At 35.1% G+C, this 15966-nt stretch carries 18 protein-coding genes and 1 pseudogene; 1 reads left to right on the top strand and 18 read right to left on the bottom strand.

Going from position 1 to position 15966, the window contains the following annotated elements; all coding sequences use genetic code 11:
• Nucleotides 1-26: 26 nt before the first annotated feature.
• The 3 genes from ACTJFD_RS03450 to ACTJFD_RS03440 all read right to left on the bottom strand — a co-directional run bounded on the left by ACTJFD_RS03450 (nt 27) and on the right by ACTJFD_RS03440 (nt 1316).
• Complete coding sequence (locus ACTJFD_RS03450) at nt 27-479, bottom strand: flavodoxin (RefSeq protein ID WP_442259702.1); 453 nt, start codon at nt 477-479, stop codon at nt 27-29.
• A 174-nt stretch (nt 480-653) separates the two neighbouring features.
• Nucleotides 654-944, bottom strand: a complete 291-nt coding sequence (locus ACTJFD_RS03445) for a glycine cleavage system protein H (RefSeq protein WP_442259701.1) — start codon at nt 942-944, stop codon at nt 654-656.
• 12 nt (nt 945-956) lie between these two features.
• Nucleotides 957-1316, bottom strand: coding sequence for an arsenate reductase family protein (locus tag ACTJFD_RS03440; protein WP_442259700.1), 360 nt, complete (start codon nt 1314-1316; stop codon nt 957-959).
• Between the two features lie 150 nt (nt 1317-1466).
• Here ACTJFD_RS03440 and ACTJFD_RS03435 point away from each other — a divergent pair, with 150 nt between their 5' ends.
• Complete coding sequence (locus ACTJFD_RS03435) at nt 1467-2123, top strand: metal-dependent transcriptional regulator (protein ID WP_442259699.1); 657 nt, start codon at nt 1467-1469, stop codon at nt 2121-2123.
• 50 nt (nt 2124-2173) lie between these two features.
• Here the strand turns inward: ACTJFD_RS03435 and ACTJFD_RS03430 are convergent, their stop codons facing one another.
• The 15 genes and pseudogenes from ACTJFD_RS03430 to ACTJFD_RS03360 form a co-directional block, all read right to left on the bottom strand.
• Entirely contained in the window at nt 2174-4870 is a 2697-nt protein-coding gene (locus ACTJFD_RS03430; protein ID WP_442259698.1) for a hypothetical protein, read from the bottom strand.
• Between the two features lie 38 nt (nt 4871-4908).
• Nucleotides 4909-5727, bottom strand: a complete 819-nt coding sequence (locus ACTJFD_RS03425) for a WxL domain-containing protein (RefSeq protein ID WP_442259697.1) — start codon at nt 5725-5727, stop codon at nt 4909-4911.
• Between the two features lie 32 nt (nt 5728-5759).
• Nucleotides 5760-6590: a WxL domain-containing protein gene (locus tag ACTJFD_RS03420; RefSeq protein ID WP_442259696.1), complete on the bottom strand. Its 831-nt coding sequence runs from the start codon at nt 6588-6590 to the stop codon at nt 5760-5762.
• Between the two features lie 21 nt (nt 6591-6611).
• The gene (locus ACTJFD_RS03415; RefSeq protein WP_442259695.1) at nt 6612-7415 is read right to left on the bottom strand and encodes a WxL domain-containing protein; all 804 of its coding nucleotides are present in this window, start codon (nt 7413-7415) and stop codon (nt 6612-6614) included.
• A 31-nt stretch (nt 7416-7446) separates the two neighbouring features.
• Nucleotides 7447-8298: a WxL domain-containing protein gene (locus ACTJFD_RS03410; RefSeq protein WP_442259694.1), complete on the bottom strand. Its 852-nt coding sequence runs from the start codon at nt 8296-8298 to the stop codon at nt 7447-7449.
• Nucleotides 8299-8320: 22 nt separating this feature from the next.
• On the bottom strand, nt 8321-9121 hold the full coding sequence (locus ACTJFD_RS03405; protein ID WP_442259693.1) for a WxL domain-containing protein: 801 nt from the start codon (nt 9119-9121) through the stop codon (nt 8321-8323).
• A 15-nt stretch (nt 9122-9136) separates the two neighbouring features.
• Nucleotides 9137-9526 (bottom strand): hypothetical protein, encoded by a 390-nt coding sequence (locus ACTJFD_RS03400; protein WP_442259692.1) that lies wholly within the window; start codon nt 9524-9526, stop codon nt 9137-9139.
• Between the two features lie 43 nt (nt 9527-9569).
• Nucleotides 9570-10445, bottom strand: coding sequence for a WxL domain-containing protein (locus tag ACTJFD_RS03395; RefSeq protein ID WP_442259691.1), 876 nt, complete (start codon nt 10443-10445; stop codon nt 9570-9572).
• 39 nt (nt 10446-10484) lie between these two features.
• A complete protein-coding gene (locus tag ACTJFD_RS03390) occupies nt 10485-11363 on the bottom strand; it encodes a WxL domain-containing protein (RefSeq protein WP_442259690.1) in 879 nt (292 codons plus the stop codon).
• Nucleotides 11364-11571: 208 nt separating this feature from the next.
• On the bottom strand, nt 11572-12321 hold the full coding sequence (gene lepB / locus ACTJFD_RS03385; protein WP_442259689.1) for a signal peptidase I: 750 nt from the start codon (nt 12319-12321) through the stop codon (nt 11572-11574).
• A gap of 31 nt (nt 12322-12352) precedes the next feature.
• Complete coding sequence (locus tag ACTJFD_RS03380; protein ID WP_442259688.1) at nt 12353-12994, bottom strand: hypothetical protein; 642 nt, start codon at nt 12992-12994, stop codon at nt 12353-12355.
• A 16-nt stretch (nt 12995-13010) separates the two neighbouring features.
• A complete protein-coding gene (locus tag ACTJFD_RS03375; protein WP_442259782.1) occupies nt 13011-13655 on the bottom strand; it encodes a DUF3324 domain-containing protein in 645 nt (214 codons plus the stop codon).
• Nucleotides 13656-13712: 57 nt separating this feature from the next.
• Nucleotides 13713-14156 (bottom strand): annotated as a pseudogene (locus tag ACTJFD_RS03370) (DUF916 domain-containing protein); the annotation flags it as partial.
• Between the two features lie 204 nt (nt 14157-14360).
• Nucleotides 14361-15542 carry an FtsW/RodA/SpoVE family cell cycle protein gene (locus ACTJFD_RS03365; protein ID WP_442259687.1) on the bottom strand — a complete coding sequence of 394 codons (1182 nt, stop codon included), beginning with the start codon at nt 15540-15542 and terminating at the stop codon, nt 14361-14363.
• A 53-nt stretch (nt 15543-15595) separates the two neighbouring features.
• Entirely contained in the window at nt 15596-15958 is a 363-nt protein-coding gene (locus ACTJFD_RS03360) for a lipopolysaccharide assembly protein LapA domain-containing protein (RefSeq protein WP_442259686.1), read from the bottom strand.
• Between the last annotated feature and the right edge of the window lie 8 nt (nt 15959-15966).

Genomic DNA, 15966 nt, shown 5'->3' with positions numbered 1-15966 from the left:
TCTTTCGTATCCCTCTTTCTTTTACTTTATTCTCTGCTACTACTGAGCTTTAATTGTTCAACAAAACGTTGTAATAAGTTAATATCTTCACCTTCTGCATTATTTTCAATACAAACGATGTCTGCCCCTTTACTAGCACCCGTTTTTTCAAATTGATTAACAAAGTCATATGCTGACTTACAGAAAAACTCGCCATAATCACGATCACCTGACCCTACAACACCAAACGTTTTTCCTGTCAGCTCTTCATCTGCTAAATCATTAAAGAAGTCCTCAAATTCATAAGGTAGATCCCCATCACCGTAAGTATAAGTTGCCACGATACAAAGATCAGCATCTTCAAAGAAGTCTGAATCAACATCGGTACATTCTTCACTTTCAACATCGAAACCTTCATCTTCTAATTTTTCTTCAATAATATCAGCAATTTCCTCTGTATTACCTGTCATACTTGCATAAACTATTTTCGCTAAGGCCATTTTAACGTCTCCTTTTTATTTTTAATTTTTTAATATTAATTATATTTTTCACAAGTTTTCACGGCTTAATTTTAACATAAAATACGTCTAATATGAACCATATTCAAGAACTTGTCATCATTTTTAAACAAAAAAACAACACTAATATTCTTTTATTAGCGTTGCTTTGTGATACTATTTATTTTTTTCAACTGTAAATAGCCATGCACCAGGCTCATCTAATAACGTTGGTGTTTTTAAAGCTGCTTCATTGACTTCAATCACTTCACCAGCGACAGGACTTTCATACTCAACGACTGTTTTTTCAGCTTCAAGTTCAATTACTTCAGAACCAACTTCAAGTGCTGTTCCAACTTTTGGCAGTGATACAAAACCAATACTGCCTAAATCGTCTTGAGCAGTTGCCGTCAAACCTACTTGGACCTTACCCTTTTCTTCTTTTGTCCATAAATTTTCGTTTGCCATTATCTTCTCTCCTTAACCTAAAAATGCTGCTTCGTACTCAGCCTCTTTAAACCCTAATAAAACTTTATCATTTGGTAAAACCATAATTGGACGCTTAATTAACATCCCATCCACAGCTAAACGCTCACTCGCTTCATCAGTTGAAAAATCATTTACAATTAATTTTAGTTCTTGTTCACGATAACGAATCCCACTTGTGTTAAAAAAACGTCGAACGGGATAATCATTACTCTCCATCCATTTTTTTAGTTGCTCTTTTGCTGGAGGGGTTTCAATCATATCAATCATCGTATACTCCACTTGATTTCCATCTAACCAAGCCTTTGCCTTTTTACATGTTGAACACTTAGGGTACCAATAAAATATTGCCATTTTTTCAACCATTCCTTTCCCAAATCTTTAAAATTAAGTATAGCATAGCCCCTTCTAAAAAAATATGAACTCTCTAATCTTTTTTCGTATGATTAAAAGATATGTTATAATTGATGGAATATATGGATTTTTTTAAGTAGGAGGAACCCCATGAAAACATCATCCAGTAACAAAGAAGATTATTTAAAAGCAATTTACGAAAACAACGGGATTGATAATTTTGTTTCAAACAAAACACTATCTCTACATCTCGGTGTTTCCCCAGCATCGGTCACCGAAATGGTCGAAAAGCTTAAAAATGATGGACTTCTTGACTACAAGCCGTATACTGGTGCTAAACTAACAACTGAAGGTTTATACAAAACGATTAAAATCATTCGCAATCATCGAATTATTGAAACGTTCTTATATGATAAATTAGGCTATTCACTTCATGATTTACATCACCTTTCTGAAGAATTGGAACACGTTAAAGATGCTGTTTTCTTTGATCGATTGTATCGATATCTTGGTTCGCCTGAAAGTTGTCCTCATGGTGGGATTATCCCGACAGAAGAGAACTATCGTGAAAAAGCACTGACGCCGCTCTCTAATTATAAAGTCGGTGACTCACCTGAAATTGGTCGTGTCATGGATGATGCCTCTGTGTTAAACTATTTAGCTTCAATTCATCTAAATGTTGGCGATACTATCCATATTTTAGAAGTAGATACTTTTAATGAAGTCACTCTCTTTACTATCAATGATGATGATAAACCTTATCATCTTAGTCATAAACAAGCACAATTTATCTTTTCAACATTATAAAAAAACATCAGGAAGACGTTTATCACTGTCTTGCTGATGTTTTTTATTATTTATAAAGCGTCACTTAAAGTCCAAGTAATCGTTCCTTGATAATCACCTAGAATAGCGCCACTACCATAAACCTCCAGTTTAAGTTTGTTTTTCAAACCAATTTCATCATACGCTTTATCTGGATGAGTCACACTTTTGATAACAGGTGCCGCTCCTTGCATGGTTTGATTATCATATTTTAATTGACCTTGCAAAGCTGTTTTACCAGTAGCTTCCGTTCCCGTTTCAAAACCGGTAAACGTCCCAGTAACTTCCCAAGCTTTAATACTCTCGCCCGTTTCAAACGTATTCGTGATTTCTAATTTTGCTTCCTGCTCAAGTTCTTTCGTATCACCAAAAATGGATAGCTTATGTTCACCAAAACTCATGGTTTTCGGTGGTTTGATTTCAAATTTAGGTTGGAAACGAATTTCGATAATTGTCGGACCATCTGCCACGTTCGTTAGCTCAACTGTTGGACTGCCTTCTTTGTACGCTTTTATGGTTGGATTTTCTTGATAACCTTCTGCTTTTTTATCTTCAGCTAAAATCAAACTTGCGATTGATATCCCTACTACTTTCTGCCCCAACTGTTTTGTTGATTTGCGATTTTTACTTGTCAGGTTTGCTAAAATAGGTTGACCCGTTGTATCATTTAAATACCGAATTTCGACGGGCATTTCGTTCAAGTCATAGACAACATTTAGCTCATTTAGAGTGGATGTAACTTCTTTCGTGATTGTAACTCCCGAGTTAATCCCAGAAGCAATTGGATTAAACTTATATTTCTGACCTTCTAAATGTTGAGGAACCACCAACGTTATCGTCTCACCAACTTTTTCATCGTAGAACTGAGGTAGTTCACTTGTTAAATTAGCGGGTAGCAATTCTTTCTCGCCATTCCCTTTATTTAAATAATAATTCACTTTCACATGTTTTTTTCGATTAATTACCATCTGTTTTTGTGAACTTTTAAATTCAGAATAACCATGTTCTAATCCAACTGAAATTTGGTTGCTTCCAATGTTCAGTTTTTCTTTAGGAATGATAGATTCCCAATCCCCCGTCCTATTCCCAGGTGGATAAGTTACTGTGCCTATTTTTTCTGTTCCCTTCATCACAGTTAACGTCCCACCAGATTTCGTTTCATCGACCCAAGTCCCACTTATTTTAGTTGAGACTGTGACTTCATTAATTTCAACACTATTAGCTGTCAACGTAAAGGTCGGAGCAGGATAATAAAAGACTTTAACACTTTTATTTGTTTCTTCTAATTCTGTAAAAACACCTTCTACTGTAACTCCGTCTTGTTTCAAACCTGGTGTGTTTTTATCTAAGATGAACTGACTATTTAATATTTTAGGGACTTGTTGACTATAGTTTACACCTAACTCACCCGCTTGTTCTCCCAATGAATCTACAGTTATTTTCTTATTTGTTACTTTGTTAAACGCTTCAAATTTAATAAGGGGTTGAATCCGCAAACCAGCAGTTGCAGCTCGCGAAGATTCTTTTGGGGGATTTTCATTTGTTTTAATTTTTGCTTCAAAACGATAGTTATCTGCTGGTAAACTTGACGTATTAAACTTAAAGTTAAATCGACCTTCTCCACTAGTATTAGTACTTTGACTACCAGTTGCGACAACTTGATTATTTGAATTTCTAAGCTCTGCATGTATTGTACCTGATGAGTTATTGAATTCATACCAATCTCCCGAAAAAGTATGTTGAGGAGTTCGTTCAGGTATGATATATTCATTCTCATCTGAATAAATTAACGGACCTGACGTTCCCTCCTCAACTCCAGTGTAAAAAGTCAAACTATTATTTTTTCCACTGGCCACTTTTTGAGGACTCACTTTCATCGATACGGTGCTGTCAGCTCTAGTATACTTTGGGTACATACTTGAAACGTAAAGTGGTTGTGTTTTGTCAAACGGAGCATCATCTCCTTTTCCTGAACCATACACATTATTACCATACGCGAATAAAACATTAGTATATTCTTGATAGGGTGGAGCAGCAAAGTTTATTTTCTTATTCTCTTTGCTAGGATAACGTTCCATTGTATAATTCAAGCGAAAGGTACCAACTTCTGTAAACATCCCTCGACCACGTCCCATGGCATAAACAGGAACACCATCATCACTTGTACCACTTTCATACCCTAACGCAGTATCATGAGAATAAACAACGCCTAAATTCATATCAGATGATGAATCATTCCAGACATTAATATCAGTCTGAATTGTGTCCGAAAATTCTGCAGGCTTCATTATCATTTCAATAAATGTATCTTTACTTGGTTGCGATAAATAAACAATTGTCTTTGTTTCAAGATTCTCATATACGGTTCCACCAGTAGTAGTAGCATTTAAAACACCATTTTCACCTAATACTTGAAAGTAACCACCATCTCCATTACCATACAATGTTTTTACACGGTTATTATTTTGATCGAAATAGAAAATAGTAGATATAGGTTTAGGTCCAGTATTAGTCCTTCCAAACCGATAAACATACTTAACGCCACCAATTTCGTTTGAAATTTCTGTGGTAGTCGCTTTTTTAAAACCAGAATTGACATTTGTATATTTCTTTAACACCTGTTCATAAGTCTGACCTGCTTCGACGACATCAGAAATCATTAAAATATTAAATATCCCTAAAAGTAGTGTTAATAACGATATTAAAAAAATACTCTTTAGCCTTTTCACTAATTAATTCCTCCCTTCTTTCTCCATTTTAGAAGGCTCTATTTAGTATCGGTTAAAGTCCAAGTAATCGTTGATGTGTACGTTTTATCAGCTTGAGGTTGGTCACCTTGAGGGACAACAAGCTTCAAACTTTGAGTCACATCTGTCGCTCCATAAACTTTATCTTTTGCATACTCACTGTCAAAGACTAATGAACTGGCCGCGTTGTTTGTTGCTGGTCCAACCCCCGCTCCCTCTTTTGTTGTCATGAGGACTTGAGCATCCGTTGAAATTGATTTATCATTTTGAATCGCTGTTAATAAAGTATCGACTGCTGGTCCCCCTGTTTTATCAGATGACTGATTCGTTAATTTACTACCTTTCACTTGGATCTTTGTTCCTAACAAAGTATGTCCTGCTTCTTCAGTCCCTGTTGTAAACTGAGTTGCCGCCACTTCAACTTTAAAACCTTTATCGCTACCACGTTCATCAATCACTTGAATGAAAGGTGGAATGAATTTTTCAGCTTGGTCTGCTCCTTCATTAAATTTATATTTAATCATTTTAGCTGGATAAGATTTTTCCATCACTGAAACTTGAGCTTCTCCAAAATCAATATTTGGAACAAAAGCAATCCGAATCCCACCATTCATCCCCTTACCTTGACCATCAGCCATGGTAATAATCTGATCATTGGTTCCTGGTTTAATTAATTCAATTGGTCCAGGGTTTTCACCACTTCCTCCATCATTAGGGATAAACTTTACTTTACCTTCTGTCGTTGTCGAAACAGGTGCCGCAAAAACAGTCGTGTGTTGTGAAATTCCAAATAGTACCATCCCACTTAATAATAGACTGGATATAATTTTCTTTTTCATAATCTTTTCTCCTTTTTTTAATTAAAAGTTTTTTAGATAACGTCATTTAACTCCCAAGTTAGAGTCGCTGTATATTTTTTATCTTTAATCTTAATATCACTACTTGGTGTGTTTAGTTTCAACGCATTGTTAACCTCTTGTGCTTCTGGTTTCATCTCACCCGTTACACGATCATAATCGGTTTCACCAGCGAAAATAACGTTTGAGCGGGTTCCATTCGTCGAACCTTTTTTGAAAGTTTGAGCTAAAACAACGCCAGCATTATCAATTGTCTTAGCAGTACCGTAAACTTCAACTCCTGGATTGGCTAACGCTTTCGCTAAATTTTCACCTTTGTAAACTGTGTTTGTACGTTGAACGTTATAAATTTCAATATATGTATTTTCAAGCACTTGCTGATCTTCACCATCTTTATACTGGAATTTACCTCGATCTAGCATCTTAACTTTCAATTCCCAAGTTTTATTAGGATCACCTGTTTCATCTGTCACTTGAACAAAAGGAGCATAGGTAGCATCTGGTCGTACCGTTTCATCCGCTCCTAAAGTGACTTTATTCCAAATCGCTGGATATTTTTGGTTACCAGAACTAATTTTTTGGTCCCCAAAGTGAAAATCACTAATCCACTCAAAACGTAGCGTTCCATTGGTACTATTTCCATCTTCTCCTGGATCAACAGGATCCGTTCCATCTTCTCCTGGATTGACAGGATTTCCCCCGTTATTATCTGTTTCATCAATCGATGTTTTAAACGTCACGTCACCTTTTGTTGTTTGTGTAATCGGTTCTGCCGCATCAACAGTTAATGATACTAATAATAAAGTACCTAGAATAAGAGTGGATACTAAACTTACTTTTTTCATCTTACATTCTCCTTTAATTAATTATTTACTATCAGTTATTTCCCAAACTAAATCTGTTGTGTAAGCACTCGCTGTATCTTTCATCCCAGGTAGGACTTCAAGGGCGATTGCTGGATTTCTTTTTTCAGTTTTGCCACCATCGACTTTTTGATCAATGCCATTACCTGTAGAACCAAAACGAACCGTCCAACTACCATAACCTTGTTTTTGAGTCCCATCTGCGGTTGCTAAGACACTACTCGATTCAATTCGCATGTAAGGGTTACCGTTAACCGTTTCATTTAGACGTGTGGTCACAGTTGGATAGTAACGTTCTTCTAAATCAGAGTTACTCCGAATGTTTAAATCATTCATATAAAGATTCGCCTTAATTTCATGTCCATCGGCATTTTTAAAAATACCATTGTTTGACAATGAAACAGTCCAACCTTTACCGCCTCCACGAGAGTCATTAACCTCAAAAAAGTTAGGACGTTCCGTGTTTCCGTTCACTTGAGAAAACTGAGCATAGTAATAAGCATTTCCTGTTGTTTTAACTAAGTTATTTTCACCAAAACTCACATCAGGAATATAAACAAATTTTAAAGGACCACTCGTACTTGTCCCTGGATCAATCGGTTTAACGGGTTCTTTAGGATCAGTCTTGTCACCAGGATCAGTTTTATCACCAGGATCAGTTGGCTCAACCTTATCATCCCCTTGACCATCAACAAACTTAATTTTTGCTTTCGTTGTCGCTGATGTTGCTGCTGCATCAACTGTGCTCACTGATAAAACTAAACTTCCTAAGCATAAAGCTGATACTAACCACAAACTTTTTTTCATGATTGTTTTCCTCCTCAATCAAATCTAATGCTTATAATGTATTATTTAATGTCCAAGTCAAGGTCGTTTCGTAGTTACCACCCTCATCTGTATCAATCACTTGAGTTGGAACCGTCATACGAACTGATGGATTTAAGCCTTGTTTACTGGTATTTACACTACCTTCAGCAGCATTTCCATCTAGACCCTTACCAGATGTTATGACATCGGTTCGACCAAAACCAATCGCCCATTTACCATAACCTTTCCCTTTTTCAGCACGAAGAATTTCTATATTACTACGACCATTTTCACTTGATATTTCTTTATATTCTGTGGCATTCACCATTGATTCTGGTTTATATTTTTCAACATCAGTTGCTGCATCAAAAGATTTAGTCGTAACAAAACCATCTTTAAGGGCAAGATAAGCATTTACCGTGGAATCTTTATCTCCCGCTATTTTTTTAAACACACCATTATGAGAAACGGTTACATTCCATCCCTTAGCGCCTCCACGTAAATCTTGAACTCCGACCATTGTTGGATAAAGTCCTTCAACCATCGTTCCTTCTGTTGTTTTAGCTTGACGTTTTTCAAAGTTAGCATAGTATTTTTGAGCAAATGGAGCTAACTCCACCTTGCCAAAATCAATTTGTGGAAGATCTACAAATTTCAAAGCTCCTTTATTTCCTGGCTCCGTTGGATTTAAAGGATTTGGATCTGGATCTGGTTTTTTTTCTGGGTTTGGGTCTGGGTTTGGTGTTGGTGTTACTTCTCCTTCTGTATCTCCTTGAATAAATTCAACTTTTGCTTTAGTCGTTGAAACCCCCTCAGCATTAACACTACTTCCTACTGAAAGAACAACACCACAAACTAATAAACCAATTGTTATTTTTTTCATCATTGTCCATCCTTCCTAAATTTTATTTGACATTACCAAATGTCCATACTAAATTTGTTTTATATTTTCCCGGTTCTTTGATCCCATTTTTTGGAATAAAAAGAGAAACGCTCTTTTCGGCATTTTCTAAAGTTTTACCAAATAAAATATGCCACCTTCCTTGCCCTTCCATCCCATCAGCTTCAGCGACTAACTTAGGTGCTGTGTCTTCACCCGTCAATTCGATACCTTCTTTAGGCACTTCAATATTGCTTGAAATCTGAGCTTCATTTAAATCGGACAAAACAGGGCTAACAAAAATATTTTCAAAACGTAAAGACATCTGTTTGATTTCTGTTTCATTTTCATTTTTTAAAGGACCTTCAAGTGCTACGTATAATTTCCACCCTTTACTTGAAGCACTTCCATCAGATATTTGAACATAGTTTGGCACTGTAGCTTCTTCCGTCTGACCATTCTTTGACAGTTTCACAACATCATTTTTAGCAAAAAAAGTGTTGTTTTTATTTTTTTCATACACGTGTGAGCCAAACTTAATATTTGAAATATAACTAATGCTGTACGGTCCCTCAGTAGCTTCATTTCCACCGTCAATTGGTTTTTCAATTTCGCCTGGTTTCTCTCCAGGCTTAACTGGATAATCAATTGTTTTATCAGCCTTAAAGCCAATCTTACCTTTAGTGGTTGCTTTCCCTTGTGTCGGTGCAAGATATTCTTCGACTACTTCTTCGCTCTCTTCGGTCTGTGCAAAGGATGTTGTTGCAACAGAAGCTTGAAAAAGAATAAAACTAGAAATTAAAACTAAACTTGTCCATTTACGCATCTTCTATTGCCCCTTTCATTCATTGACAGATTTTTTTCGATACCATAAAATCAAACTACCTGTAACCACAAATAAGAAACCACTAAGTGTTAATCCTCGATTCGTCGGTGTGTCACTCGTTTGTGGTAGTATTTTTTGAACACCGCTAGGTTGACTTCCCTCACCTTTTCCTCTATCACTAGGCACTTCATTTTTAGGTGATTGTGAGGTTGGTGTGGTTGTTTCACTAGACGTATCCGTTGTTTTTCCTGTAATTTTATCGATAATGGTATCTTTTTTCTTTTCCTTGAGTTCGATGCTAAGATCACCTTGACCATCACTTGCTAGAACAGTTAATGAAGCGGATGTGATGACAATGAAACAAGTTAGTACGATAATCAAAAGTTTTGTTCTAATTTGTTTCATGTTAATCCTCCTTAAAAGTTTGTCTTATCATTAACAATTATTCCTAAGGCGCCATAACCAAATTCCAAGTAATCGTTGATTCATAAGTTGTATCTGCTGTCGGACGTTCCCCAGCAGGTACATCTAATAAGATTTTCGTCATTTTATCTGCTGCCGTATAAGCTTGTGTTGATAAGTACTCAGAATCTAAGACAATTGAAGAAGCGGTTGCATTTGTTTTTGTTCCATCTTTTGATGTTAAAATTTCCGAATCAGACGTTGCATTTAATGTCACGCCACCTTCTACTAAACCGCCTAAGATAGAAGTTGCATCTGCATCTAACGCTTCTGCTGTATTTAAAATATTATTACTTAATTTACCAGATAGAAATTTTATTCGTGTATTCTGTAAATCGCTGGTATTCACTTCTGCATCTGGATTTTCTGAGTCAACCTTTTCAAATAAAGTTGCTTTCGCTGTTACTTTAAATGTTTTTTCCTTACCACTTTCATCCGTTACTTGAATAAATGGCGGGATAAAATTTGTCACTGCTTCTGTTGTTTCTTCCGCGTCTTCTGCGGGTTTCACTGTATATTCTAACGGTAGTGCTGGATATTTTTTTGAACTAGATGAAATTTTAACATCACCAAATTTAATATTAGGGACGAATTCAAAACGTAAATCACCTGTTGTTTTTGTTCCCATTCCAGTCTTCATCGTGATAAACTCTTCACGTGTTCCCGGTTTAATTAATTCAATCGTTCCATCTTCATTAATCTCACCGCCACCTTTTTTAAAAGTCACTGATCCTTTAGTCACTGCAGATGCATTCGCTGCAGGTACTTCTGGTACTTCATCTTCTGCCAAAACGACAGTGCTCAAAAGTAATGAACCTGAAAAAAGAACACCTAAACCGATTAAAAATTTTGCTTTATTCATTGTTATTTCCTCCCTGTTTTTTCTTTTCGTATGCTTACTTTAAAATGGAACATTTGAAATCGTCCACTCTAAAACAGAAGTATATTTAGATTTTGTTTCATCTGTACTAATTACTTGTGCCGGTACTTCTAATTTAACCGCTTTATTTTTACCTTTTTTACCTTGATTAATGTGAGGTTCGGTCACTCCAGCAGGTATTGGTTTATTTCCATCCAAACCATAGCCCGTTGTCTTATCCTCTTCATTTGTTGTTCCATAACCAACAGACCATTTACCATAACCTTTTCCTTTAGCAGCAGAGGCTAGTAAAACATCTGAACCCGTTGAAATATTAAAATAATCACGTTCTCCAGTTGCGCCTGTTAGGGTTTCTGGTGTCTGGCTTGTGTCTCCTTCAAAAGATCCTGAAAGAATATAGGGATTCTTAAACCAAATGGTTGCATTTATTTCTTCATTTTCAGCGTTTTTAAATTTACCACTGTGTTTAATCGATACACTCCACCCTTTCGTATCTCCACGTAAGTCTTCCAATGTTAAGAAAGTAGGATACTCTCCGATTTGTTCGACTCCATCTTTTGTAAAGGTACGCTTCATATAATCAGCATAGTAATTTTGCTTTTGGGCAATCAACTGTGTTTTACCAAATGAGATATCTGGTAAATAAGTAAAACGGAGTGGCCCCATTTGACCTTGTTCAGCTTCACCTGGCGCAACAATAATTGGATCTGGATCGGGGTCTTTCTCAGGATCAGTATCAGGGTTAGGATCTGGGGTTGGCACTACATCATCGCCACCTGGGAAAAACTGGATGTCCGATTTAGTACCAGCAGATCTTATATCTTCTGCCGCATGAGCCGTTACCGCCAAACCGGATAAAACAACAGAACAAAGGGCTAAGTTTGTCAATACTCGTTTCATTTCATTTCCTCCTTTTAATTTCAGTAAAACTTATAGGACTCAGCTTTGTTATCCTATTATTTATCAAGCCATAAACGAACTTAACAATAAAAAAACAAGTTTGAGAGAAAAAAAGTTTACACTAAGTCAATTATAATACATTGATGACTATAGTGTCAATTTAACTCTCAAACATTGCTATTTAGATTATTTAATTACTATACAGTGACTATTTAGTCTTGATTTTTCTCAGAGGCCAATAGGTCCTATCGGCTTTTCCTTTGACATCTTTGATAGGAACCAAGCCATAATACCGACTATCATAAGCTTCCAAACGGTTGTCGCCTAAAACAAGAAGCATCTCTTTCGGAATTTTACCTGCTGAAACAAACGATTCCGTTAGTGAGGGGGTAGCTTCTAAGAATTGAGCCATTGCGATACTGTTCAGTTTTTTTTCTTCCGTTTGTTTAATTTTTTGATTTAAATAAGGTTCTTCTAAAACAACCCCATCAATGACAATCGAATTATCTGAAAGATAATCAACTTTTTGACCTGGTAAGCCTACAACACGCCTAATTTGTTCATAATTCGTTTGATCAGGTGAGGTTAGTAAAACAACATCACCAATTTTAAAACGTTTTGTTTTTTTATAAACTAAGCGAGTCCCTTTTGAAAGCGTTGGCATCATTGATTGATCGACCACTATTGCTGTCCCTAAATTAAAGATTAAAAAAACAACTCCGGCAATAATAAAAAGAGAAAAAAGACTTAAACTTATCAGTAGACGTTGATATTTTTTTTGTGATTGTTTTAAATTTAGCTTTGTTTTAAACGATGCTTTGTTTCTTTTTCTAAGATGTCGTTTACTTTTTTTTACTTTACTTTTCCCTTGTTTTATTTTCCTTGATTTATTTTTTTTCAACACTGGCCTTTGATTAGAGGACTTTCTTGATTTTTTACGAAGCTTCCTTTTTTTCAATTCCATCCCCTCTTTCTCATTTGACTCGTGTTTACTCGTGTTTTTCCCGCGATAAAGTTAATGTGTTTTTAGCAAATTCAGTGTTGCGCATTTTTATTCTTTTTCCTTTTACACCATACCCAAATTCAGTTAACTCATAATAGAATAAATGATCAACATCAGTACTGCCAAAAGCAGCTTTCACCGCTTGATCTGTGTATTTTAAAAGTAAAATTTCTGCATCATCTTGAACAACTTGATAAGATTCTTTCGCTTTTTTAAACTCTTCCATTACTTCATTAGGAAAGTCCTTTTTATAAACTTCTAAAAAAAGCTCATTATTTTTTGATTTATAACGATTTGAGGCTGTTCCATATAATTCACCCTTAAACAGAAGTGTTAAATTCGGTGAATCTTGAATATTTTCAATCTTAAAAGTCGATTGTTTTCCTTTATTTTCAACGATATAATTTCCAGTTTCACTATCAATCCAAGTTCCCTCAAATTTACTTAAAAAAGGATAAAGCCTCAATACACCGAAAGTCACAATAACGACTAGTACTATAATCGTACCTAAGATGACTCCTTTCAATGCTTTTTGACTATGACTTTTTTTTTCAAGTTGTTCTAATTCAAGTTCTTCTTCGGGGGTCAACCCGTGACTTTGACTAAATTCTATTTCTTGCTTTTCCATCCTATCTCCTCAATTTCTATTTTCTAGGTCTTGATTTTGGATTAGGTCTTGGTTTTGAATGACCTCCCGTTTCTTTACGATTTGGTTTTTTATTGGCTTTCTTACGTTTTTTCAGTTCTAAACGACGCTCTTCTTCTTTTTTCTTTTTAATAATAATAAAGACTGCAACTAAAATGATTAATAAAATCAGGGCAATTACTCCAATAATAATATAGAGTTTGGTATTATCTTGGTCTAAGTCAACCGCTGTTTTATTAAATTTCTTAGATTCATTTTCTGTAATTTCAAAATCTTTCGACCATTTCCATTTTTGATTGGTTTCTTTTGACTCTGCTCGCATATTTAAAGTGTACTTTCCCGCTTTAAATGGTTGGCTTTCCCAACTAATATCAAAATTAAAATTGGAGTTTGGAGCAAAACGATATTTTTCAGCAGAAGCTTTGTGGAGAACTTTATCATTGCCTTGTTTAGTTACTTCACCATAGTATTCAATATCTTCTAACACCGTTGGTTGGTTGTTTTGAATATTCGCTTTTACCACATTACGTCCCGCAGTTTGTCCTGGAAACACTTTAATTAAATCTAACGCGGCTTTAACTTTATCATCTGATTCAGTCAAATTAATACCTACGGAATAAGCAACTTTATTTTTTATTTTCATACCGCCGCCTTTTTCTTTATCGGCCTTATCTTCCTCATCTGGTGTAGTTACACGGATACCACCTAAAATCATCCCTTTAAATTCTTGGCTAGGCATGTTTAATTTTATTTTAACAACTTCTTTACTATTCGCTTTAACAATAACTTCTTTAGGAACTTCTGCCACATCAGTTAAAGATAATTTCAAACTATTATCTCTTTTTACTTTCCCACCACGATCCGAATAATCAATCGTCCCAGAATCATTTGTAGTGGCGTTATTCAATTGAAGTAACACTTTTTAATTTTTCTTAGATGCATTCGTCAACTCAAAATCCAATTCTTGTTTTTGACCTGGTTTCATTCGTAAATCATAATAAGTTACCTCTTTGTTATGTTGATTTTTTGGTAAAACGGCATTGACAGATACAGCTAAAGATTGCTCTGCACGAGCCGTTAGATTACCTAATGTTAAAAAAAACAAACTTAATAATGCTACAAGTAAAACTCTTTTTTTATTCATGGTCAAACTCCTTTATTTTACAATATAATTAATTTAAATATTACAATTACATTAATTATACATTTTATTTTATTTTATATCAATACAAGTTATTTTATTAATGTTCTATTCATAGTCCACAGAACAAACTATAACACCAAAAACAAGATAATGATTAATAAAAAAATAGTAAAAGTCAAAAACTGACTTTTACTATTTTTTAGTTTAATAATCGATCATTGTTTCTCCTGGTTTATATTGATAACGCATCAACATCACTAAGCCAATCCCCATCATATTACTGATAATCGCTGACCCTCCCTGACTGATAAAAGGTAACGGAATACCCGTTAATGGTAACAATCCAATACTTGCCCCAATGTTTTCAAAAACATGGAATAGAATCATCATAATAACTCCTGTTGCAATATAGGAGAAAAATTCATTATTCGTATCAAAACATACTCTAATCATTCGATAGATCAACATGAAATAAATAAAAATGACAAAACAACTACCAACAAAACCAAAGTTTTCGGCAATCACTGAAAAGATCATGTCACTTTCTCTAACGGGAACATAAATCTCACTAACATTAAAACCTTTGCCAAACATACCACCAGAACCAATCGCTTTCAATGTTTGAACCTGTTGGTAGGAGTTACCTGTTGCATCATGAAAAGGATCAATCCAAGAATCAATCCGAGCAAATTGATAGCTCTTGAAACCAATTCCATAAAGAAATTCACGTCCTGCATCCGTTGTCACTAGATAGATAACACCCGCACCTAACATCACAAAAGCAATAATGGTAGGAACAATAATTTTCCATGAAATGCCTGACATAATAAACACACCACCAAGAATGGCAACAAACACAAGTAATGTTCCAAAATCATCTTGTAATAGTAGCAAAATACCGACTGGAATCGTTATTAAAATCAGTTTCAAAATCAAAAAACCATCTGATTTTAACGTTCTTTTCTTATTGGTTGAGTTATGTTGTGTCACAATATAAGCCAACATTAAAATATAAACAATTTTCATTAATTCTGCAGGTTGAAAAGTCAGCGAGCCTATACGAAACCAGTTTTTTGAACCCGTTCGATCGGCTAAAAAAGGATCATAAAAGAAGAGCAACGCTGTCATCACTCCCAATCCAGCAATGTACCCAATTGGCGTTAGTTTCCAAATCATTTTAGGTTTAAATTGCATAATTCCAAATACAATGACACCACCTAATAAATACCAAATGCCTTGTTGAACCATTAATTTTAAAATATCAGTTGCTCGCTCATCATGAGCTAAAGCAACGTAATAGGATAGCATTCCAATAATCGCTAGTAAAAACACGGATAAAAGAATGCCATAATCAACCTGTTTCTCTACTTTTCTATAGGATCTCAATCTCTTTTCTCTCTTTTCATCATAGTTTTTAACGGTTGAAGAAAAATAGTCTCTCACTCTTGATGATAAGTCCTTCGTGACATAGGTTCTTCTTTTTCTTCCTCTGTTGTTTCATCTTCTTCCATCATATCCTCAAGCGGAACGACTTCTTTTACCTCTCGATGTGTTTTTTTCATTTCGTTTAACTCATTACGCAATGTTTTGATTTCTTTCTTTGAAGATAAACGTCCCATTCCAAAAACTAAGCTGGATATCATGACACCAATCAACAAACTGATGATGATCACAATCACAAGAGGCATTTCAACTTTTTTAAAAATAAAGTTTACTTCAATATTTTGTGAATTGACGACAGAAAAAATAACCACAACTAATGCTAAAACTAATATTGAATAAAACTGTCCTGTTTTTTTCATCAGACAAC

It is taken from the genome of Vagococcus sp., from assembly GCF_052102835.1.
Classification (GTDB): Bacteria; Bacillota; Bacilli; order Lactobacillales; family Vagococcaceae; genus Vagococcus.
The sequence above is the reverse complement of the archived record's forward strand: the minus strand, read 5'-3'. Positions and strand labels throughout refer to the sequence as shown.